This window comes from Candidatus Eisenbacteria bacterium (assembly GCA_016930695.1).
In the GTDB taxonomy this organism is placed as follows: domain Bacteria; phylum Orphanbacterota; class Orphanbacteria; order Orphanbacterales; family Orphanbacteraceae; genus JAFGGD01.
In genome coordinates this window covers 70,906-92,816 of sequence record JAFGGD010000008.1, presented here as the reverse complement: position 1 = coordinate 92,816, position 21,911 = coordinate 70,906, and the positions used below count along the sequence as shown (strand labels likewise).

Sequence of the window (21,911 nt, the reverse complement as noted above, 5' to 3'; positions counted from 1 at the left end):
ACCCGCCGCCTACTTCTTCTTCCGGAGAGAGCGGAGCACACGCAGGTTCTCGACGTCCTCGTGGAGGTCTTCCGATTTGGGGGTCTCCAGGATCATCGGTATCTTGCGGAAGCGGCGCTCGTTCACGAAATGGGCGAATCCCTCCCGGCCGATCTCCCCCTCGCCGATCGGAGCGTGCCGGTCCTTCCGCCCGCCGAGGGGCCCGACGGAATCGTTGAGGTGAATCGCACGCAAACGGTCGAGACCGACGATTCGGTCGAAGTCGCGAAAGGTTTGCAGGTAACCTTTCCTTTCACGGATCGGATAGCCGGCGGCGAAGGCGTGGCAGGTGTCGAAGCAGACGCCGATCCTCTCCGGCCGGCGAACCCGCCCCATAATCGCGGCGAGCTGCTCGAAGCGGTATCCGAGGTTGCTCCCCTGGCCGGCGGTGTTCTCCAGGAGCGTCAGGGTCCGGAAACCGGCGGTCTCCCCGTGCACGAGGTCGAGGGACGCGGCGATTCGTTTCAAACCCCACTCCTCCCCCTCGCCCAGATGGCTCCCCGGATGGAGCACCACGCCGGCGAGGCCGAGCGTCTCCGCCCTTTCCAGCTCGTCCCGCATCGCCGCGAGGGATTTCTCGAGGACTTCCTCTTTCGGCGAGCCGAGGTTGATCAGATAGGCGGTGTGGGAAACGAGGAATCCGGGGGGGAATTCGCGGGCGAGGACGCGGAAACGCTCCGCCTCCTCCGGCGCGATCGGCGGGCCGCTCCACCGGTTGTTGTTCTTGGTGAAGAGCTGCACCGCGCGGCAGCCGATCGACAATCCCCTCTCCAGCGCGAGTTCCACCCCGCCGGCGATCGACATGTGCGCGCCGAGGTTCATTCCGCATCCCCCGAGCCCGGTTTCCGATCCTCCCGCCCGCGCCTCTCCTCCAGCCGGGCGATCCGCCGGTCCCATCGGCGGCGCCCGGCGAACACCGCGAGAAGATAAGCAGCGACCGCCCCACCGGTCAGCAGATAGGCGGCGGCGACCGTTCCGGCGCGGCGGGGAGTCGCTCCGCCGCGGATCGCTTCCTTTTCGACCGCCGGCTCGCCCGCGCGCGCCGCCGCGCACAGAAGGAAGAAGAACGCCAGGAACAGACCGGCCGCCGCTCGCCTCGCCCCCCTCATGTCCTCTCCCTCCACTCATCGAGAAGACGCTCCGCGCGCGCGCGCCTCTCCGCGAGCCCCAAACGCGCCGCGAGGAGGGCGGCGTAGAGAACGGTGAAGGCGGCGAGGGAGAAGAAGAAGGCGAGGCGCATGCGCGGATCGAGCCCCGATCCCTCCCCGCCGGCGAGCACCGGCGAAGGGTGCTGGTTCCGCCACCAACGAATGGAGAAGTAGATCACCGGCACGTCGAGGAAACCGATCACGCCGAGCACCGCCGACAGCGCGGATCGCCTCGACCCCGGCGGCAGATAGGAGCGGAGCGCGAAATATCCGAGGTAAAGGAACCAGAGGACCAGTGTCGACGTGAGCCGCGGGTCCCAGGTCCACCAGACTCCCCAAACCGGCTTGGCCCAGATCGGCCCTGTGATCAGTACGAGGGTGCAGAAGAGAAGGCCCACCTCGGCGGAGGATGCGGCGATCCGGTCGTAGCGCTCCCGCCGCGCCGCCAGGTAGGCGATGGAGGCCGCGAAAACGACGAAGAAGGCGAGAAACGCCACCCAGGCGCTCGGGACGTGGATGTAGAAGATCTTCTGGATCGGACCCATGGTCCTCTCCTCCGGCGCCCAACCGAAGACGAGCGCCAGGGCGGCCGCGAGGAAGAGCACCGCCGCCCCGAGGAGAATCCCCACTCGGCGATCGGAGCGTCCGCTCATCCGCCTTCCTCCAACGCCGCGCCGAAGAGGAGCGCCGCGGCGGCCGTGAAGATCGCGTCGAAGGCGATCAGGATCCGGAAGGAGCCCGCCGCCGAACGCCCGTCGAAAAGGGCCGCGGTCCCCTCCACCGCCGCGACCAACACCGGCACGACCACCGGGAAGAGAAGCACCGGCAGGAGCACCCCCCGGAGACGGGTACCCGCCGTAACCGCCGAGAGAAGCGTGCCGGCGGCGCAGAACCCGACCGTGCCGGCGAGGGCGAGGGCGAGCAATTTCCACAAAAAGGGTAATAGGTTCACATCAAAAAAGACGACGAAGAAGGGGAGCACGGCGCACTCGGCGAGGAAGAGAAAGATCGTGTTCGCGAGCAGCTTGGCGAGATAGAGCGTCCCGCGATCGAGGGGAGAGGCGAGGAGCGCCTCCATCCCGCCGAGGGTTCTCTCCGACGAGGACGTGTGCTCCAGGCCGATCGTCCCCGCGAAGGCGAAGGCGATCCAGAGAATGCCGGGACCGATCCGGCGGCTCTCCTCGGCGGTCGGCTCGAAGGCGAAGGCGAGGACCAGCACCACGAGGAGCGCGAAAAGGATCATCGTGCCGAGCGCCTGCCGGTTCCTGAACTCCACGAGGAGATCCTTGCGGAGGATCGCCGCCGCCTGAGCCGCCGCGCCCATCACGCATCCTCTTCCAGGGCGGACCGGAGCGCCGAGACGCGCCCTTCCTCCCCGGCGCCGGAGAGATCGACGATGCGGGCGGGACGCCTCTTGCGCAGAATCACCGCCCTGTCGCCGAGACGGGCCGCCGCGTCGATTCTATGTGTGGCGAGCAGCGCCGTCCCTCCCGCCGCGGCGCGCCGCGCGAGACGGTCCGCGAGCGCCTCCGTCCCCCGTCGATCCAGCCCGGTGAAAGGCTCGTCCAGAAGGAGCAGATCCGGGTCGTGAAGAAAAACGCGGGCGAGGGCGAGCCGCTGGATCATTCCCCGTGAAAAGGAACGCACGGGCTCTTCCTCCCAACCGGCGAGCCCCGACTCCTCGAGGAGTCCGGCGACCCGCGCGCCGTGCTCCCGCGCGCCGTAAAGGCGGGCGAAGAAACGCAGGTTCTCGGCGGCGGTCAGCTCCGGATAAAGACCCGGGGCGTGGGAGAGGAAACCGATCCGCCGCCGCGCCTCCGCCCCGTCTCGGCGGGGGGACAATCCGCCGACGCGCACCTCCCCCTCGCTCGGCGGGAGAAGACCGGCGATCATTCGGAGAAGCGTGGTCTTTCCCGTCCCGTTCGCGCCGAGGAGAAGCGCCGTCTCCCCCGCCCCCAACTCCAGGTCGACTCGCTCCGGCGCACGAACCGCGCCGAAACGGCGGCCGAGACCGAGCACCTCCAGCACCGGCGCGCCGTTCATCGTCCTCTCCCCGGGCGAAGAAGCGCCGCGGCGAGCGTCCCCAGGAGAACCGCCGCCGCGAGGACGACGATCAGCGGGGCGCGCTCCTCGAAGGGGAAGGGTCCGAGGCCGACGTCGCCGCCCGCCTCCTCCGGCGCCGCCTCGCCTCCTTGAATCGTAAAGCGAATCTCGCCGCCCGGCGCCAGCTCCTCGCGAAACCAAACCGCCGGACCGCGGCCGCCCATGTGGGCCCGCTCCAGCCCGGCGCCCTCCACCTCCGCCCCCGCCGGCGCGACCAGCAATAGCCGGCCGATCGGGTAAGGGACGAAGATGCGGAAGTCGAAGGAGCCCGGGTACAAGGCGTCGTAAGTCACCGCCACCGCGTTGAATCCGGGACGGAAGGCGTGATCGACGCGCACCTCGTCCGCCTCCGCGCCGGGCAGGGGGTCGAGGCGCTCGGGGACCACGCCGTCCGACGCGGCGACGGAAAGATCATTCGCCTCGGCGGCGGGGAGGGGAAGCCGAGCGGCGAAGACCCCCCGGCCGGGATCGATTGCGGTGCGCGGCGGATCGGATCGGTTCTCCACCCGATAGATCTGATCGATTCGGAGACGTCCCTCTTCCCGAACGAGACGGATCTCCAACTCCGCCACGACGAGCGCCTCACCGGAGCGGGTCGTGTCGTAAACGGCGATCGCCGCGGTCGTGTCCGCCCCCGCGCCGAGAACCAAGGGGAGCCTGTAAAGAACGCCCAGGTACTCGGCGTGAAGGATGAAGGGATTCTCCGCGCCTTCGGGAAGACCGTCGAAACGGAACCCGGACCGCCCGTCGCCCGCGACCCATTCCCCGCCGCTCATGCAGACGAGCCGGACCGGCGCTTCCCCCCGGATCCCGAAGCCGGTGCCGTCCTCCACCGCGCCCCGGAGGGTCGCGCCGGACGCGGCGCCCGAGGCGGCGAGAAACGCGGCGAGAAACGCGGCGAGAAGAAGAAGCGACCGCCTACACATTCCGGTCCTCCTCCTCTTCCGCGTGCCGGAGGAACTCCTCCCGGTCCTCCTCCTCCAGAAGTCCCAGATCCCGATCGTCGTCGATCTCGCCGAGGATCTCCAGAAACGCCCGCTCCCGTTCCTCCCGCGACCCGCCCGCCTCCCCGGCCGGGAGCGCCGCGCGGAGAAGGGGAAGGACCAACGCGAGGACCGCCGCGGCGGGCACCAGGAGATAGAGGAGACTCATCGTTTCGTCCTCCGTCCGGCGGGCGGCGCGAGGGCGAGGAGCGCGCCCGCGACGATCAGCACGCCACCGATCCAGATCCAACGGACCAGTGGATTCTCGTACACCTGAACGACCGCGCCGTCATTCGGACCGACCGAGGCGAACACCACGTAAAGATCGCGCCGAAAATCCGAGCGGATTTCGATCTCCGACGTGGTCTGCCCGCCGGCTCGGTAGCGACGGATCTCGGGCCGGAAGAAACCGGTCCTCTTCCCTCCTTCCCAGGATGATATTTCACACCGGAATAGATCGAAGTTCTCCGTCTCCCCCTCCTCCATCCGCTCCAGGCGGAATCGCGTGCCGCCGAGGGAGAGCGCGTCGCCGATCGCCAGCTCCGCCTGGGCGCTCCTGTTGAATGCGGCGCCCGCGAGACCGAGGAAGAGGAGCGCCACGCCGAGGTGCGCCAGGATACCGCCGTACCGTCTCGGCCGCGCGGGGACCAGCCCGGGGAGAGCGCGGAAGAGCGGGACGCCGAGCCGGCGCGCCCGCGCCGCCGCCCCGCGGCCGATGTCGAGCGCCGCCGAAAGGAGGGCGAAGAGGACGATCGCCACGGCGACGAGCGCCCGCGGGTCGATCACGCCGGAGACGCGTAGCGCCACGATCGACAGGATCGCCGCCGCCGCGGGCGCCGCGAGAACGCGCCCGGCGCGGCGGGGATCGCTCCGCCGCCAGACGAAGGCCGGCGCAGCGCCGGCGAGGGCGAGTAAAAAGAGGCCGAGCGGAACGTTCACCCGGTTGTAGTATTCCGCCCCCACGCTCACCTCCCCTCCCCCCATCGCCTCGGAGAGAACCGGATAGAAGGTGCCCCAGAGCACGGCGAAACAGGCGACCAGAAGGACGATGTTGTTCAGAAGGAAGGCGGACTCGCGGGAGAGGAGCCCGTCGATCGGAGCCTCGCCCGCCAGATAGCGCCGCCTCGCGACGATCAAGAGCAGCGTGAGCGCCGCGCCCGCGATCAAATAAACCGCGAAGGGTCCCCCCACCGGGCTCCGCGCGAAGGCGTGCACCGAACTGACGATCCCGCTCCGTGTGAGGAAGGTTCCGAAGACGCAGAGAAAATAGGTGAGCGCGAGGAGAGCCGCGTTCCATGTCTTGAACATCGCCCGCCTCTCCTGGACGACCACGGAGTGGAGGAATGCCGTGGCGGTGAACCAGGGGAGCAGGGAGGCGTTCTCCACCGGATCCCAGGACCAGTATCCCCCCCAGCCGAGTTCGACGTAGGCCCAGCGCATGCCGAGCAAAATACCGGCGGTGAGCGCCGTCCAGGAGAAGAGGGTCCAGAGGCGGACCGTCCGGAGCCAGGCCGAGCCGGCGGGACGGGCGATCAGCGCCGCCAGGGCGAGGGCGAACGGGACCGAGAACCCCACGTAACCGATGTAGAGAAGGGGCGGATGAATCACCATCACCGGGTGCTGCAGGAGCGGGTTCAGCCCCATTCCGTCGGGAGGCGTGAAGGGGACGGGACCCGCCGGGCCGGCGGCGACGAGCGTCCGGAATGGGTTCACGGCGAAGAGATTCAGATGCGAAAAGAAAAAGCAACCGGTGAGCAGGATCGCCGTCGTCCAGGGGGCGAGGTCGGGGTGGCGTTTTCGGGCGCTTCGCGCCGCAGCCGCGCCGAAGAGGAGGAGCAGCCAGTTCCAAAAGAGGAGCGATCCCTCCTGGCCGGCCCAAAGGGCGGCGGCCTTGTACGGAAGAGGAAGGGCGGCGTTGGAATGGCCCGCCACGTAGCCGTTGCGGAAATCATCGGTCAGAAAGAGCGCCGCCAGCGCGGCGACGGCGAGGGTGGCGAGCGCCGCGGCGACGGGCAGGCTCCGGGCGCCGGCGGCGTTCGTCGGGCCGTTCCGGCGGAACGCGCCGATCCAGGAGGCGGCGGCGCCGAAGAGCGTCACCGGCCAGAGGGCGACGACGGCGATGCTTCCCAGTTCGTTCACGACCCGCCCGTCCCGCTCCGGCCGTAAGCCGCTTCATACTTGGAGGCGCACTTGGTTTGGATCCGGCGCGCTTCGAAAAGGCCGTCTTCTCGGAGCGTCCCCTCGATCACCGCCTCGGAACCCTCGCCGAAGGTGTCCGGCACGGGAGCGTCGCCCGTGTAGAGAACCGGGATCGCCCGCCCGTCCTGGGCGAGGCGAAAACGGAGCCCCGAGCCGGCCCAGCCGAGGCTCCCCGGCTCGACGCGCCCTCCCACCTTGATCCTCGTTCCGGCGAGCGCGTTCCCCTCCCGCTCCATCTCCTCGACGGTGTGGTAGTACGCCTTCCCCTCACGGAAACCGGTGATCCCGAGATAAAGCGAAGCGGCGAGAATGACGGCGATCCCGACGCCCAGCCGGACCCCTTTGCCCACGGCCATCGTCGATCCCTCCGGGTTTCCCGGAACATAGCATTTCGGGCGGATCGGGCACAAACCTTCCGCCGCGCGCGCGTCTCGCGGTGGAAAACCGGGCGGGAATTGCGTCGGGGGGGAAGGAAACCCGCGCTCTCCGGGAAGGGCGTCAGCCCCCCACCAGCGCCTCCAGGCCGGAGACGATCCCGCGGATCGCCTCTTCGAGACTCCCCTGGAAGGTGATACCGGCCGCCTTGGAGTGGCCGCCGCCGCCGTGGGACTGGGCGAAACGGTGAAGGTCCACATCCCCGTTGGAGCGGAGGCTGATCCGGATCGTCTCCGGGTCGTGCTCTTTGAAAAAGGCGCACACCTCCACGCCGCGGACCCCCCGTGGGATTTCGATGAAGCCTTCCACGTCCTCGTAACGGCCGTTCGCCTTCTTGATCATCTCGCGGGTCACGTGGATCCACGCGATCCGGCCGTCGCCGGTCCGGTCCAGCGTGGAGAGAACCGGAGCGAGCAGCTTCGCCGAAGCCCAGCGACGATCCTCGAAGGCGTATCTGTAGATCCGGTCCGGGCGGGCGCCCCGCTCGACCAGGTCCGCCGCCGCCCTGAGCGCCCGCGCGTCGGTGTTGGAGAAGTGAAAAGAGCCGGTGTCGATGATGATGGTGGCGTAGAGCGCCTCCACCATGGCGGCGTCGAAATCACCCCCCAGCTCCCGGATCATTTCGTAGACCAGAAGGCCCGCCGCCGCCGCGCTCGTGTCCCGGATCAGAACCTCGGCGATGTCCTCGTCCGGACCCCGGTGGTGGTCGATACAGACCCGTCTCGGACCTCGGAGGCGAAGCGGCTCCGCGAAATCGCCGAGTTGGTCCCAGCTGGAGAGATCGAGCACGAAAACGGTGTCCACGCCGCGCAACACCGCCTCTTCACGGGAGGGATCGTAGACGATGATCTCTCCCTCCGGGTCGAGGAAACGGCAGTTTTCCGGCGTGGGACTCGGGTTGACGATGCGGACCGTCTTCCCCCGCTGGCGCAGAAAACGGACGAGCGCCATCTCCGAGCCGATGGCGTCCCCCTCGGGGTTGACGTGGCTCGTGACGAGAAAGCTCCGTCCTTCTTCCATGGCCGCGGCGACCGGCGACCAATCAATCGATCCGCCCATCGGTCCGTACCTCCCCGGTTGGTCCCAGCGCGGGTGAACCGTACAAGTTAGCACCGGTATGGGAGCAAAGTCAATGCGCGGACGAAAGGGGCGGGCGGAGACCGCGAAGCACTCCGCTTTCGTAACTCACCAGTATCAATATGGTTATACCACAGAGGCGATCCGATCGAGGTCGCCGGTCTTGCCGAGGAGAAGGAGCGAATCCCCCTCCAGGAAGCGGGTGTGGGCGGGCGGGGCGACGATCATCCGGCCCGGCCCTTCGTCGGCGCCGCCCCGTTTGATACCGATCACGTTCACCTTGTACTTGGCCCGGATCATCAGTTCCACCATTGTCTTCCCGACGAAGCTGGGAGGAACGACGACTTCGATGATCGCGGCGTCCGGCGAGAGACTGACGTGCTCGACCAGGCCGGGCATGACGAGCCGCCGGACCAGGCGGTCCGCCGTGTCCAGCGCGGGAAAAACCACCTGGTCGGCGCCGACCAGTCGGAGCACCTCCGCCTTCTCCTCGCTGTCCACCTGGGCGATGATCCTTTTGACCTTGGTCTCCTTGTGAAGGTGATTGATGAGCAGCACCGCCGCCTCGAAGGAGCTTCGAAGGCCGATCACCACGGTGTCCACGTCGAAGACGCCCACGTGCTCCAGCGCCTCCCAATCCATAACGTCCGCGCGAACCGCGGAAGTGACCTGCTGGGCGATCTTCTGCACCAAGCCGCCGTTCACGTCCACGGCGATGACGCTCGCCCCCGCCCCGTAGAGCCCCACGGCGGTCCGCCGGCCGAACAGAGAGAGGCCGAGCACCGCGAAAGTTTCCTTCCCTTTCATGACCCTTCCCTTCCCCGGGGCGCCGAGCCCGGACTCACCCCACCATGATATCCGCTTCCGGATAGGAATAGGACAAACCCTTTCTTTCGCCGATCAGCGAAGAGGCGAGAACCAGAGGCCCCACCCTGCCTGCGAACATGCAAAGGATCAGCACCCCTAAGCCGCCGTCGGTAAAACGATTGGTGGCGCCCGTCGAGAGGCCCACCGTGCTGAGGGCGCTGATCACCTCGAAGAGATGCTCCAGAAACGCCCCGCGTGTTTCGGTGTGGGGCTGGCCGCCGTACTCGAAGGCTTGGATAGCGACCATGGCGCCGACGACCATGATGACATAAAGAATAATGACCGCCAAAGCCTTGGCCACGATCTGGAAGGGGATGGTGCGCCCGAAAAGCTCCGTGCGGGGGCGGTTGGTGAGCTGCCCACGGACCATGGCCCAGACGATCGCCGCCGCCGTGGTTTTCACGCCGCCTCCGGTGGAACCGGGGGAGGCGCCCACCACCATCAGCAGGCCGAGAACCACCAGCGTCATGTTGGTGAGATGGCCGGTCGGTACGGTGTTGAAACCGGCGGTGCGGGCGGTGACGGACAGAAAGAGGGATTGGAGCAACACCCCTTTCGCCGGAACGCCCCGGAAGGTGTTCCCCCGCTCGAAGAGTAGAAAGGCGAAGAACCCCACCACGACCAGGATCGCGGTGACCACCAACACGGTCCGCGTGTGGAAGGAGAGCCGCCTCGGCCGCCGGCGGAGGAGCGAGAGCATGGCCCCCGCGGCGTCCACCGCCGCCACGAAGCCGATTCCCCCCGCGAGAATCAGGAGGATCACGACGCCGTTCACCGCCGGGTCGGCGCGGTAGGCGGCGAGGCTGTCCGGAAAGAGGGTGAACCCGGCGTTGCAGAAGGCGGAGACGGAGTGGAAGAGGGCGAGCCAGAGGGCGCGGCGCGGCGGAGCATCGGAGAGGAACCGGAGAAAGAGAAGCGCCGTGCCGGCGGCCTCGCACGCGAAAGTGTAAAGCATCACCCGGTGCAGAAAGCGGGAGGGAGAGAGGTTCATCAGCCCACCCACGATTCGGTTGGTCAGGACCGTCCCGCGCGGCCCGATCCGTCCCCGCACCGAGAGGAGGATCCAGTTCGAGAGGGTCAGGAGGCCGAGCCCGCCGATCTGGATGAGGAGGAGCGTCAGGAGCTGGCCCCGGAAACCCATCTCCGAGGAGAGGTCGACGACGGTGAGGCCTGTCACGCAGACCGCGCTGGTGGAGGTGAAGAGGGCCGCCATCGCCCGCGGCGCGCCGCCGTCCCGGTCGAAACCGAACAGCAGGAAGGCGGCCGTTCCGGCCAGAATCAGCAGTAAGAAAGTGATGACCAAGGTCAACGCGGGACTCACGCGCATCCTTCGCGCCCTCCGTCGCGGGTTTCGCCCAGTGTAGATCGATCGCGCCCGCCAGTCCAGGCCGCCCGGTCCGAGAGCGCGGTTCTTCGATACACCTCGCGGATCGGATTTGTTAAACTGGTCAGCCGATCGAGCGTTGTCGCGTGGCCGCGGCTCCTTGAATGAGAGGTGATTCGGTGATCGTTTCCTATTCCATTCCCACCATTCGGTACGTCCAAGGCGATCCGGATCCGAAAGGGCTGCCGCTGATCGCCTTCGGCGTGCCTCTGCATGCGAACCCCGACAAACTCCCGAGATGGGCGGAAGCGGCGCGGCGCCCCATCGCCGCGGGCGACTTCGCGGGCCGCACGCTCGAGACGGCCCTGTTCTATCCGGCCGGAGACGGGCCGGAGAGGCTCATCGCCGGCGGCCTCGGCTCGGGCAAGGATTTCGAGGAGAACACGTTGATCCGACGATGGGCGACGCGCATCGGCCGCGAGGCGAGGCGGATCGGCGTGAACCGTTACGCCCTGGTCCTTCCGAACAACGACAAGAACATGACGAGCCGGATGATCGCCGCCGCCCAGGGAACGGTCCTCGGCGTCTGTCACGGCTGGAAGGCGCCCACGAGGAAGCGGGTCGAGGAGGTGATTCTCCACGGATCGGCTCCGACCGAGAAAGGGGCCGAGGCGGTCGAGGCGGGTCTCCGTCTGGCGGAGGCGACCCTTTTCGGGCGCAGCCTGATCATGGAGCCGGCGAACCGGCTCACGCCGGCGGATCTCGCGGAGACGGCCAAGCGAATCGCCAACGAGGAGGACATCGCCGTCGGCGTGCTGGACGAGAAGAAGATCACCGCCGAAGGGCTCCACGCCCTCGCCGCCGTCGGCCGCGGGAGTGACAATCCCCCGCGCCTGATCTTCCTCGAATACGAGGGGTCCGGCGTGGGCGGTCCCTCCGTCGTGTTGGTCGGCAAGGGGATCACCTTCGATTCCGGCGGACTCTCGCTCAAGTCTGCGGAACGGATGGTCCACATGAAGTACGATATGAGCGGCGCGGCGGCGGTGTTGTCGGCGATCCGCGGGGCGGCGCGCCTGCGGCTCCCCCTGCGCGTGATCGCCGTGATCCCCGCGGCGGAGAACCTGCCCGGCCCGCACTCCTATCGCCCCGGCGACGTGATCGACACCTTCCGCGGCCTTACCGTGGAGGTGGACAACACCGACGCGGAGGGTCGTCTCGTCCTGGCGGACGCGCTCGCCTGGGCGGAAAAACAGTTCAAGCCGGACGAGATCATCGACATCGCCACGCTGACCGGCGCCTGTAAGGTGGCGCTGGGCCGCCACGCCGCGGGCCTCTTCGGAAGCGACGATCTGATCGCCGAACGGGTGATCCGCGCGGCGGAGGATTGCGGCGAGAGGGTTTGGCTCATGCCGCTTTGGGAGCACTACCGGAAAGAAATCGAGAGCGACGCGGCGGACCTGAAAAACGTGGGGAACGCCAACGTGGGGGGCGGAGCCGTCGTGGCGGCCTCTTTCCTCAGCCACTTCATCGAAAAAACGCAGTGGGCGCACATCGACATCGCCGGAGTGGCCTGGGCGGACGGTGACTATGACGTCGGTCCCAAGGGTCCGACCGGATTCGGCGCCGCGCTTCTTCTTTCCTATCTTCGGAAAAGGGCGTTGCGTTGATCCCGGCCGCGGGGACTGCCGCGGGGAAGCGGAGAGAGTGAGGAACAGATGAAGGAACGATACCGCGTGGTCATCATCGGATCGGGCCCGGCGGGGCTTACCGCGGCGATCTACACGGCCCGGGCGAACCTGGAACCGATCGTTCTCGAGGGGCATCAGCCCGGAGGACAGCTGACGATCACCACCGAGGTGGAGAACTATCCGGGTTTCGAGGGAGGGGTTCAGGGACCGGAGCTGATGAACATCTTCCGGAACCAGGCGCGGCGGTTCGGCGCCGAGATCGTAGCCAAGGACGTGACGGAAGTGGACTTCTCGAAGCGCCCCTTCCTCGTTGTCGTGGAAGAGGAGCACCGCCTCCTCGCCGACACGGTGATCATCTCCACCGGCGCGCGGGCGCGCTATCTGGGTTTGGAATCGGAAACGCGCCTCCGGGGGCGGGGCGTGTCCGCCTGCGCCACCTGCGACGGGTTCTTTTTCCGAGACAAGACGATCTGCGTGATCGGCGGCGGCGACTCGGCGGCGGAAGAGGCGATCTTTCTCACGCGCTTCGCCCGGAAGGTTTACCTCATCCACCGCCGGGAGGAGCTACGCGCCTCCAAGATCATGCAGGACCGGGTCGTTAAAAACCAAAAGATCGAGGTTCTTTGGAACTCCGTGGTGGAAGAAGTCCTGGGCGAAGACGGAGTCGAGGGAGTCCGTCTGAAGAACGTGAAGACGGGGGAGGTCGGCGATGTGCCCCTGGAGGGATTCTTCCTCGGCATCGGGCACGCGCCGAACACGAAACTCTTCGAGAAGTTTCTCGAGCTGGACGGGCAGAAATACATCGTCACTCGAAACGGCATGAAGACGAACGTGCCCGGCGTGTTCGCCGCCGGCGACGTCCAGGACCCGATCTACCGTCAGGCGATCACCGCCGCCGGATCCGGGTGCATGGCCGCCATCGACGCGGAGCGTTTCCTCGCCGCGGAAGAACAGTAGCCCGCATTCCACCCGAAGTCCCCACGGCGGATTTCCCCCCGCGCCGGGCTTTCTCGGGAGAACCGTTTTGACGGAAAAGCCTTTTCTGCGGGTGGTCGCCGGCGTCGCGTTCCGCGGCGGAAGGATCTTGGTCACCCGGCGCCCGCCGGGCGCCCCCTACGCCGGCCTGTGGGAGTTCCCGGGCGGAAAAGTAGAACCGGGCGAATCCGACCGGGAGGCGCTCGTCCGGGAGTTCCGGGAAGAGCTGGAGATAGAGCCGCGGGTCGGGGAAGAGATCGCGACGGGCCGCCACGAGTATCCGGAGAAGACCGTGGAGCTTCACTTCTACCGTGTCGACGCGCTCTCCGGCGATCCGCGGCCGACGGGGGTGGCGGAGATCCGATGGATCGACCCGGAGCGCCCGGGGAATTTGGATTTCCTGGCCGGCGACCGGGAACTGTTGGACCGGCTCCGTGAACCCGACTGGCGGGAGAGGGCTTTCCGATGAGCGGTCCGCGGCGGCGCCCCGAATTCCCCTTGGAGTTCCTCCTCTTCGACCTGGACGGCACGTTGCTCGACACCCTCCCGGACATCGCCGGGTCGGTGAACCACACCCTCCGGCGGCTCGGCCGCCCCACCCTCTCCGTGCCGATGATCCGCTCTTACGTGGGGCGAGGCCTCGAGGTGCTTCTGGTCCGCTCTCTCGGCGACGGAGACGCGGAGCTTCTCGAGGAGGCGGCCCGGATCTTCCGGGCCCATTACGACGATCACTGCCTCGACTTCTCCCGGCCTCGGCCCGGCGCCCGAGAGCTTCTCGACCGATTCGCCGACCGCCCCATGGCGGTGGTGTCGAACAAACCGGAGCGTTTCATCCACCGACTCCTGGAGGCTTTCGACATGGACAGGCGCATGAGCGCCGTCTTCGGCGGCGACTCGGTGCCCGAGAAGAAGCCCTCCCCCCTCATGGTCCTCCTCGCCCTGGAGCGCTTCGGCGCGGCGCCGGACCGGGGCATCCTGGTGGGCGACATGCCGGTGGACGTGGAAACCGGGCGCGCCGCCGGCGTGTACACCGTCGCCGTGACCGGGGGATTCGCCGAACGCGAGGAACTGGAGGCGAGCGCGCCCGACCTCCTCTTGGAAGGCCTCACGGACATTCCCGGGCTGTTTCACTGACGAAGGATATCCCCCCGCACACGCCGCCTTGTCCCCGCGCCGCCTCCCGTGCTATGCTCGGATATCGGCGATTCACCCTCCCGAAGAAGGATGCGGCTATGACAAGGAAGAAGAAGAAGCTGGCCACCGTCGTTCTCGGCGACAGCATGTCCGACTCCGACCTTCTCTATCTCACGCGCTTCGCGAGCGGCGACCCGTTCCTTTACGTCAAAATCGGAAGCCGGAGCACGATCCTCCTCACCGATTTCGAGGTGGGCCGGGCGCAGGAAGAGTCCGCGGTGGACAAGGTACTTCCGATTTCGACCTATCTGGAGAAGGCGGAAAGCAACGATCTCGCCGACGCGCTGGCCGTTTTCCTGGACGAAAAGAACGTCACCCATCTCACCTTGCCGGCGCGCTTTCCCTTCAGCGCGGCGGAAAAGCTCCGCGGGCACGGCTTCGTTCTCGAGATCGCGGAGGACCCCTTCGTCCACGAACGGGAACAGAAGGACTCCTACGAGATCAAGCTGATCACCCAGACCCTTCGGAAAACGGAAAAGGCGCTGGAAACGGCGATCCGTTGGATCCAGTCCTCGTCGGTCCGCCGGGGAACGCTCTACGTGGGCGGCCGCCCCCTCACCGCGGAGATGGTCCGGAAGAGGATTCACCTCGACCTGATGGAGTCGGACTGCCTCGCCCTCGCCGGAACGATCGTCGCCTGCGGCGACCAAGCCGTGGATCCGCACAACCAGGGACACGGCCCGTTGAAAGCGAACAAGCCGATCGTGCTCGACGTCTTCCCGCGCTCCCAGACGACTCACTACTGGGGGGATATCACCCGCACGGTGGTCAAGGGAAAGGCGAGCGAGCGCGTGCGAAAGATGTTTCACACCGTCCGTGAAGGCCAGCGGATCGGCATCGGCATGATCAAGCCGGGCGTGCGCGGCGACAAGGTGCACGGCGCCATCGTGGAGTACTTCCAAAAACAGGGTTTCGAAACGGGAATACTGAACGGCAAATTCCAGGGGTTCATCCACGGGACCGGTCACGGCGTGGGGCTGGATATTCACGAGGCCCCGAGGGTTTCCAAGGTGAACCTCAAGCTGAAGGCGGGCCACGTGGTCACCGTCGAGCCGGGCCTCTACTATCTGGGACACGGCGGCATCCGTATCGAGGACATGGTGGCGGTCACCGCGACCGGCGCCAAGAACCTCACCAAGATGCCCAAAATCCTGGAGGTCTGACCGGCCGGATTCGGGAGAATCGGCGGGGCGGGGGCTTCATCGTCCCCGCCCTTTTCGTCTTCCTCACGCCCGCGTCGCGACGCGCGCCGGCGGCGCCCCGCTTGACACCCCCTCCCACCGGCGTCTAGACTCCCCGAACCGAAGACCGGGGGGCATCGACCATCGGCGGACCGCCCGCGTGGAGAGGATCTCTCTCCCGTTAACGTGAAAAACATCGCCATGCAAAATGAGTGTAAATACATTTTGCGGATCGACCGGATCACGGTCGGTCCCTTCCAGGCGAACGCCTGGCTCCTCGGCCGCACGGACCGACCCGACACGATCCTGATCGATCCGGGCGGCGAACCGGACCGGATCGCGGAGCGGATCGAAGCCGGGGGTCGGCGATTGGCGGCGATCCTGAACACCCACGGCCATCTCGACCACATCGGCGCCGTGGAGGCGCTTCGGGAGCGTTTTCACGCCCCCTATTACCTGCATCCCGCGGACCGGCCCGTCGCCGAGGCCGCGCCGGAGCACGCCGCCCTGTTCGGGATCGAGCCGCCCCGCGTCCCCTCGGAAGGACGGCCTCTCCGGCACGGCGAGAGGCTCGACATCGCCGGCGTCGAGATCGCCGTGATTCACCTGCCCGGCCACACGCCGGGGGGAACCGCCTTCCTCGTCCGCGGACACCTCTTCGCCGGCGACACCCTCTTCCGGGGCTCCATCGGACGGACCGACCTCCCCGGCGGCGACGGGGAGGCGCTGTTGCGATCGATCCGGGAGCGGCTTCTGATCCTCCCGGGCGACACGGTGGTCCACTGCGGCCACGGCCCGGACACCACCATACAAGAGGAAAGGAACGGGAACCCCTTCCTGGCGGGCTTCTGATTTTCCGGGGTTGGCTCGGAGACGCGAAACGTTTTATCTTATAGATCTCGAACCGGACACGAGGCTCGACCGGGAGAATGGGAGAGGGAGATTGATCCGCGTCTACTGCAAATCCACTTGAAGCACCTGTCGGAAGGCAAGAGGTCTCTTGCGGGAACTCGGTGTGGAGACGGAGTGGCGCGACTTCGACAAGGCCCCCCTCACCCGGAAGGAGCTGGAAAGCCTCATCGGCGACCGCCCGGTGGAGGATTTTCTGAATCCCCGCAGCATCCCCTTCCGTGAGCGCGGCTTGAAGGGGAAGAAGATCGGCAAACGAGAGGCGATCCGCCTCATGAGAGAAGACATGAACCTTCTCCGCCGCCCCCTGGCGGTGAAGGGGAACACATACATATTCGGACTGGACGAAGAGGCGTACCGGCGGCTCTGAGCCGCCCGGGCCGCGCGGAGAACGCGGTTCGCCTCCGTCCGGAAACGTATAGAAACCAAGACCAGGCGCCTCGCCCCGGAGGCGCGAGGAGAAAGCCATGCTGAAGAAGAAAATGGAGAAAGCCCTGAACGACCAAGTGAACATGGAGCTGGAAAGCGCCTATCTTTACCTCTCCATGTCCGTCGATTTCGCGGCCAAGAACCTGAACGGGGCCGCGGCCTGGATGCGCATGCAGGCTCAGGAAGAGGTCGGGCACGGGCTGAAGATCCAAAACTACATCCTGGAGCGGGGCGGAACGGCGACGCTGCAGGCCATCTCCGCGCCCCAGGCCACGTGGAAGACCCCCCTCGCCGCCTTCCAGGACGCCTATCTGCACGAGCAGAAGGTGACCGCCTCGATCGACAAGCTGGTGAACCTGGCCGTCGTCGAGAAGGACCACGCCACCCAGGCCATGCTCCAGTGGTTCGTGACGGAGCAGGTGGAAGAGGAGGCGTCGGTGGACGAGGTGGTGCAGATGCTCAAGATGGTCGGCGCCAACACCAACGGTCTCTTCATGATCGACCGCCAACTCGCCGCCCGCGGCGCGGCGTAAAGGGAACGGAGCGAATAACACGGTGGGGGGCGTCTCCCCGGCGGGGACGGTCCCCCGAGAAGCGGGGGCGGGGCGTTTCGATCGCGGAGCGCCCCGCCGTTCATGACCGCCCGCGGAAACACCTCAACCGGATCGGGTGAACGTCCGAAAAGCGGATAGACGGGCCCCCCGTAAGATCCGAACGGCCCCCGCCGCTCAGGAGCGGCGCATGGGTGCGCACCGACGACCTGCGCGAGGTCCGGCGCGGGGGAGGACCATTTCCCCGGCGGCCGGAGCACCGGGCGCGGGGATGGAGATAGGGATCCATGGCTACTGTTCCCGGAAGCACGACCGTTTCCGTCTCCGCCGATTCCGTGTCGGAGATGCAACAGGCGATCCAGCGACACGTGCGTTACTCCATGGGGAGGAACTGGAAAAACCTCTCCGGCCAGGAGCTGTTCACCGCCGTCGCCCTCGCCATCCGCGACCGTCTCGTGGACGGAATGATCGAAACGGAGGAGCGCTACCGGCGGAACGGGGCGAAACGTCTCCATTATCTTTCCATGGAGTTCCTGATCGGGCGGTCCCTCGGGAACAACCTCCTCAACCTCGGCCTCTTCGAAACGGCCCGAGAGGCGCTGGACCGGATGGGCGTCGATCTGGAGGAGGTGCGGGAGGGAGAGAACGACGCCGCCCTCGGGAACGGCGGCCTCGGTCGGCTCGCCGCCTGCTTCCTCGACTCCCTGGCCACCCTCGACATGCCCGGCTTCGGGTACGGCATCAACTACGAGTACGGCCTCTTCCGCCAGCAGATCGCCAACGGCCAGCAGCGCGAGCGCCCGGACCAGTGGCGCTCCTTCGGCACCCCCTGGCTGATCGAGCGGCCGGACCAAGCCTGCATCGTCCCCGCCTACGGGCGCCTGGAGCACACCAGCGATCGCGAGGGCGGGTACAACCCGATGTGGATGGACTGGAGCATCCTCATCGGCGTCCCCTACGACATGCCGATCGTCGGTTACGGCGGCCGGACAGTGAACACGCTCCGCCTGTATTCCGCCCGTTCCTCCCACGAATTCGACATGGGGATTTTCAACGGCGGCGACTACCTCCGGGCCGTTGAACGAAAGGTGGCGAGCGAGACGATCTCCAAGGTGCTCTATCCCTCCGACTCGGTCGAGGCGGGCCGGGAACTGCGCCTCCTGCAGGAGTATTTCTTCATCGCCTGCGCCCTCTGGGACATCACCCAGAAGTTCTTCCAGGAGAACGAAGAAATCGAGCGCTTCCCGGAGCGCACGGCGATCCAGCTCAACGACACGCACCCCGCTCTCGCCATCGCCGAGTTGATGCGGATTCTGGTGGACGAGCGCGCCCTGGAGTGGGAGAAAGCCTGGGCGCTGACGGTGAAAACATTCGGCTACACCAACCACACCCTGCTGCCGGAGGCGCTCGAGAAATGGCCGGTCTGCCTCCTCCGGCGGGTCGTCCCCCGACACCTCCAGATCATCGAAGAGATCAACGATCGCTTCCTGAAGCGGATCGAGCGCATCTGGCCGGGAGACGAGAAGAGGCGGCAGCGGATGGCGGTCATCGAGGAAGACGACGAAAAGCGCGTGCGGATGGCGCATCTGGCCATCGTCGGCAGCCACTCCGTGAACGGCGTGGCGGACCTGCACAGCGAGCTGATCAAGAAGAATCTGGTCCCCGACTTTTTCGAGATGTGGCCGGAGAAGTTCAACAACAAGACGAACGGCGTCACCCAGAGGCGTTGGCTCCTGAAGGCGAACCCGGAGCTGAGCGACCTGATCAACCGGACCATCGGCGACGGCTGGATCACCGACCTGGACCGCCTCCGCGGCCTCGACGCCCACGCCGAGGACACCGCCTTCCAGGAGGAGTTCCGCCGAATCAAACGGGAAAACAAGGTCCGCCTCGGCAAGCTGATCCGGGAGACGACCCAGGAGGAGGTCGACCCGGACTCGATCTTCGATTGCCAGGTCAAGAGGATCCACGAATACAAGCGGCAGCTCCTCAACGTGATGCAGATCGTCCACCAGTACTTCACCATCATCGAGGACGGCAGGGACATCGGCGTTCCCCGCACCTACGTTTTCGCCGGCAAGGCCGCGCCCGGGTACTGGGCCGCCAAGCAGGTGATCCGCCTGATCCACGGCGTCGGCTCGGTCGTGAACAACGACAAGAGGGTCCGCGGGCGTCTCCGGGTCGTTTTCATCCCCGACTACCGCGTCTCCCTGGCCGAGAAGATCATCCCCGCCGCCGACGTGAGCGAACAGATCTCCACCGCCGGCATGGAAGCCTCGGGAACGGGGAACATGAAATTCTCGATGAACGGCGCGCTCACGGTGGGAACCCTGGACGGGGCGAACATCGAGATCATGCAGGAGGTGGGCGCGGAGAACATCTTCATCTTCGGGCTCCGCGCGGAAGAGATCGAGGAGATGCGCCGGAACGGCGGTTACAACACCTGGAATTACTACTCCAACAACCACTACGTCCGGCGCGTGATGGACGCCATCAACTCCGACCTCTTCTGCCCCACCCGCGAACCGGACCTGTACAAGTGGATCTTCGAGTCCCTCGTCAATCAGCAGGATCCCTATTTCCACCTCGCCGATCTCCCCTCCTACATCGACACGCAGGAGAAGGTGACCCGTCTGTACCGCCGGCCCGACGAATGGGCGGCCAAGGCGATCCATAACGTGGCCAGAATCGGCAAGTTCAGCAGCGACAGGACGATCAGCGCCTACGCCCGGGAGATCTGGGGAATAGAAACACAACGGTGAGGAAGGGACCGTCTGGCTTCCACCGACTTCTTATCCACCGGACAAGAACACCAAATCCGCCTAAAGTTATAACGCTCTCCGCCGATACCCGGTAAAGAAAGGGTCGCTCCACTCCGGACGATCCCCCCACCGCCGGAAAGGACGGAGATGATGCAAACCGACGAACGAACCCTGCGACGCCTCTCCCAGAGGATTCTGCGCGATTCGGGCCCGCTATCGAAAAACGGAGGCGCCTCGCCCACCGCGCGCGCCCTTTTCATCCGGGCGCTCCGCGATCGCAACCGCTGTCCGGTCCTGCCGAACGGGACGGAGACGGCGGAAGAGAGGACGCCGGCCCCGATCCGCTGACGCGTTGGCACTCTCACCTCTATCCCGAACAGACATCACCCCTTTGCGCTCCTCCTCGGACGGACGGCGGAATCCGATTTCGATGTCGATACCGATAAAGACGCCCTCACCCTAGCCCTCTCCCACTCTCCCTTCCGCCTCCTCCCCGGACGGACGGCGTGATCCTTCGAGGAGAAGGGGCGGTACGGGCGACCTCCCTTCCGCCGCCGGTCTCCCTCTCGGAGCCGTCAGCGCTTCTCCCTCTCCCGCCATCCCCTCCGCTTCCTCCCCGGACGGGCGGTGTGATCCTTCGAGGAGAAGGGGCGGGCGACCTCCCTTCCGCCGCCGGTCTCCCTCTCGGGGCCGTCTCGACTCGCCGGGCACCCACCGGAGCCCGCCTCCGTCGAGGCGTAAATGAATCTGTCGAGCTTATCGGGGCGGGCAAAGGTGGGTCGGCGAGCGAGAAGAGGGAGGATGCGGAAGCATCCGGACCGTGCCCCGAAGGGAGACCGGTGGGGGAAGAGAAAGAATCGATACCGATTCCAAGCGCCCCGGACTCCGAGAAGGATTACCCGTCCGTCCTCCTTCCCACACCGTGCCCCGAAGGGAGACCGGTGGGGGAAGAGAAAGAATCGATGCCGATACCAAACGCCCCGGACTCCGAGAGGGATTACCCCGTCCGTCCGCGGTCTTTCTTCTCTTTATGGTAAGATTTTCCCTTCTTTGCCGCGGTACAGGGCAACTCGGAAGGAGTGGGTGAATGCCGATCGGCGAAATGGCCGCACTCGGAGCGGCGATCATCTGGGCGTCCACATCCATTGCGTTCACCTCCGCGGGCCGGATCTCCACTCCGACGGCGGCGAACACATTCAAGACCGTCGCGGCGGTCTTCCTCTTCGGTTCCGTCTTTCTGATCCGCGACGGCGTCCCCTGGGGGCGCGGCGTCCCGCCCGCCGACATCGCCCTTCTCGCCCTGAGCGGCCTGGTCGGCCTCAGCCTCGGCGACTCGCTCCTCTTCCGCGGCTTCGTCACGCTCGGCACGCGCCGGGCGATGCTCGTCTTCTCGCTGAACCCGGTGATCGGCGCCCTCGGCGGCTACCTCTTCCTCGGCGAGCGGCTCGGCGGCGCCGGGATCGCCGGCATGGTGATCGCCCTCGCCGGGATCGCCCTTGTGGTCGGCGAAAAACGCCGCGCCGCGCCGGACGGCCTCACCCACCCGCCCGTCCCGGACTGCGGCGCCGTCCCCTGCCCTGATCGGGGGTTCCTCCATCGCCACGTCACCCTCGCCGGCGTCCTCTTCTCCGTAGGCGGCGCCGCGGGCCAGGCGGTGGGCGCGCTCCTCGCGAAACCTTCCCTCGCGAGGGTGGACACCCTCGCCGCGACCCAGATCCGGGCGACCGCCGGGGCCGCCGGACTCCTTCTCTTCGCCCTTCTCGGCGGGCATCTCGCCCACTGGACACGGCTTATCCTGCGCGGCCGGATCCTCGCCCGGCTCTGCCTCGCCAGCTTCTTCGGGCCCTTTATCGGCCTATTCCTGATGGTCCTCTCCATCAAGAGGGCTCCCACCGGCATCGCCCTCACACTGCTCAGCACCACGCCGATCTGGCTCCTCCCCCTGGGCGCCTGGTTCCAAAAGGACAGGCCGTCTCCCCGTGAAGCGGTGGGCGCCGTCATCGCCCTCGCCGGCACGGCGCTCCTTCTCCTCCGCTGACTTCCCCCC

Annotated in this window: 23 protein-coding genes; 11 read left to right on the top strand and 12 right to left on the bottom strand. The window is 66.8% G+C overall.

Annotated features, from left to right (window positions below):
• Positions 1-9: 9 nt before the first annotated feature.
• The 12 genes from JW958_01185 to JW958_01130 all read right to left on the bottom strand — a co-directional run bounded on the left by JW958_01185 (position 10) and on the right by JW958_01130 (position 10,178).
• Positions 10-861, bottom strand: coding sequence for a deoxyribonuclease IV (locus tag JW958_01185; protein MBN1824846.1), 852 nt, complete (start codon positions 859-861; stop codon positions 10-12).
• On the bottom strand, positions 858-1,148 hold the full coding sequence (locus tag JW958_01180; protein ID MBN1824845.1) for a hypothetical protein: 291 nt from the start codon (positions 1,146-1,148) through the stop codon (positions 858-860). Before JW958_01180 ends, JW958_01185 begins: the two co-directional genes overlap by 4 nt.
• Positions 1,145-1,840, bottom strand: coding sequence for a cytochrome c biogenesis protein CcsA (gene ccsA / locus JW958_01175; protein MBN1824844.1), 696 nt, complete (start codon positions 1,838-1,840; stop codon positions 1,145-1,147). The genes JW958_01180 and ccsA overlap by 4 nt, the downstream gene beginning before the upstream one ends.
• On the bottom strand, positions 1,837-2,511 hold the full coding sequence (locus tag JW958_01170; protein ID MBN1824843.1) for a heme exporter protein CcmB: 675 nt from the start codon (positions 2,509-2,511) through the stop codon (positions 1,837-1,839). The genes ccsA and JW958_01170 overlap by 4 nt, the downstream gene beginning before the upstream one ends.
• Positions 2,511-3,230 carry a heme ABC exporter ATP-binding protein CcmA gene (gene ccmA / locus JW958_01165; protein ID MBN1824842.1) on the bottom strand — a complete coding sequence of 240 codons (720 nt, stop codon included), beginning with the start codon at positions 3,228-3,230 and terminating at the stop codon, positions 2,511-2,513. The genes JW958_01170 and ccmA overlap by 1 nt, the downstream gene beginning before the upstream one ends.
• Positions 3,227-4,216, bottom strand: a complete 990-nt coding sequence (locus tag JW958_01160) for a hypothetical protein (protein ID MBN1824841.1) — start codon at positions 4,214-4,216, stop codon at positions 3,227-3,229. Before JW958_01160 ends, ccmA begins: the two co-directional genes overlap by 4 nt.
• Positions 4,209-4,442, bottom strand: a complete 234-nt coding sequence (locus JW958_01155) for a hypothetical protein (protein ID MBN1824840.1) — start codon at positions 4,440-4,442, stop codon at positions 4,209-4,211. Before JW958_01155 ends, JW958_01160 begins: the two co-directional genes overlap by 8 nt.
• Positions 4,439-6,412 (bottom strand): heme lyase CcmF/NrfE family subunit, encoded by a 1,974-nt coding sequence (locus tag JW958_01150; protein ID MBN1824839.1) that lies wholly within the window; start codon positions 6,410-6,412, stop codon positions 4,439-4,441. The genes JW958_01155 and JW958_01150 overlap by 4 nt, the downstream gene beginning before the upstream one ends.
• Positions 6,409-6,828 (bottom strand): cytochrome c maturation protein CcmE, encoded by a 420-nt coding sequence (locus tag JW958_01145; protein MBN1824838.1) that lies wholly within the window; start codon positions 6,826-6,828, stop codon positions 6,409-6,411. Before JW958_01145 ends, JW958_01150 begins: the two co-directional genes overlap by 4 nt.
• A 142-nt stretch (positions 6,829-6,970) precedes the next feature.
• A complete protein-coding gene (locus JW958_01140) occupies positions 6,971-7,966 on the bottom strand; it encodes a bifunctional oligoribonuclease/PAP phosphatase NrnA (protein ID MBN1824837.1) in 996 nt (331 codons plus the stop codon).
• Positions 7,967-8,110: 144 nt separating this feature from the next.
• Complete coding sequence (locus tag JW958_01135; GenBank protein MBN1824836.1) at positions 8,111-8,791, bottom strand: TrkA family potassium uptake protein; 681 nt, start codon at positions 8,789-8,791, stop codon at positions 8,111-8,113.
• Between the two features lie 34 nt (positions 8,792-8,825).
• Positions 8,826-10,178: a potassium transporter TrkH gene (locus JW958_01130; GenBank protein MBN1824835.1), complete on the bottom strand. Its 1,353-nt coding sequence runs from the start codon at positions 10,176-10,178 to the stop codon at positions 8,826-8,828.
• Positions 10,179-10,354: 176 nt separating this feature from the next.
• On the opposite strand from JW958_01130, the gene JW958_01125 reads away from it, so the two are divergent.
• The 11 genes from JW958_01125 (at position 10,355) to JW958_01075 (ending at position 21,902) form a co-directional block, all read left to right on the top strand.
• Positions 10,355-11,842 (top strand): leucyl aminopeptidase, encoded by a 1,488-nt coding sequence (locus JW958_01125; GenBank protein MBN1824834.1) that lies wholly within the window; start codon positions 10,355-10,357, stop codon positions 11,840-11,842.
• Positions 11,843-11,890: 48 nt separating this feature from the next.
• A complete protein-coding gene (gene trxB / locus JW958_01120; protein ID MBN1824833.1) occupies positions 11,891-12,820 on the top strand; it encodes a thioredoxin-disulfide reductase in 930 nt (309 codons plus the stop codon).
• A gap of 67 nt (positions 12,821-12,887) precedes the next feature.
• Positions 12,888-13,307 carry a (deoxy)nucleoside triphosphate pyrophosphohydrolase gene (locus tag JW958_01115; protein ID MBN1824832.1) on the top strand — a complete coding sequence of 140 codons (420 nt, stop codon included), beginning with the start codon at positions 12,888-12,890 and terminating at the stop codon, positions 13,305-13,307.
• Positions 13,304-13,972: an HAD-IA family hydrolase gene (locus JW958_01110; GenBank protein ID MBN1824831.1), complete on the top strand. Its 669-nt coding sequence runs from the start codon at positions 13,304-13,306 to the stop codon at positions 13,970-13,972. The genes JW958_01115 and JW958_01110 overlap by 4 nt, the downstream gene beginning before the upstream one ends.
• A 98-nt stretch (positions 13,973-14,070) precedes the next feature.
• Complete coding sequence (locus JW958_01105; protein ID MBN1824830.1) at positions 14,071-15,195, top strand: aminopeptidase P family protein; 1,125 nt, start codon at positions 14,071-14,073, stop codon at positions 15,193-15,195.
• A 243-nt stretch (positions 15,196-15,438) separates the two neighbouring features.
• Positions 15,439-16,065 carry an MBL fold metallo-hydrolase gene (locus JW958_01100; GenBank protein MBN1824829.1) on the top strand — a complete coding sequence of 209 codons (627 nt, stop codon included), beginning with the start codon at positions 15,439-15,441 and terminating at the stop codon, positions 16,063-16,065.
• Positions 16,066-16,213: 148 nt separating this feature from the next.
• Entirely contained in the window at positions 16,214-16,492 is a 279-nt protein-coding gene (locus JW958_01095) for a hypothetical protein (protein MBN1824828.1), read from the top strand.
• Positions 16,493-16,589: 97 nt separating this feature from the next.
• Entirely contained in the window at positions 16,590-17,084 is a 495-nt protein-coding gene (locus tag JW958_01090) for a ferritin (GenBank protein ID MBN1824827.1), read from the top strand.
• A 305-nt stretch (positions 17,085-17,389) separates the two neighbouring features.
• Positions 17,390-19,864, top strand: coding sequence for a glycogen/starch/alpha-glucan phosphorylase (locus JW958_01085; protein ID MBN1824826.1), 2,475 nt, complete (start codon positions 17,390-17,392; stop codon positions 19,862-19,864).
• A gap of 147 nt (positions 19,865-20,011) precedes the next feature.
• Positions 20,012-20,212: a hypothetical protein gene (locus JW958_01080; protein ID MBN1824825.1), complete on the top strand. Its 201-nt coding sequence runs from the start codon at positions 20,012-20,014 to the stop codon at positions 20,210-20,212.
• Between the two features lie 739 nt (positions 20,213-20,951).
• Positions 20,952-21,902: a DMT family transporter gene (locus tag JW958_01075; GenBank protein MBN1824824.1), complete on the top strand. Its 951-nt coding sequence runs from the start codon at positions 20,952-20,954 to the stop codon at positions 21,900-21,902.
• The last annotated feature ends 9 nt before the right edge of the window (positions 21,903-21,911 follow it).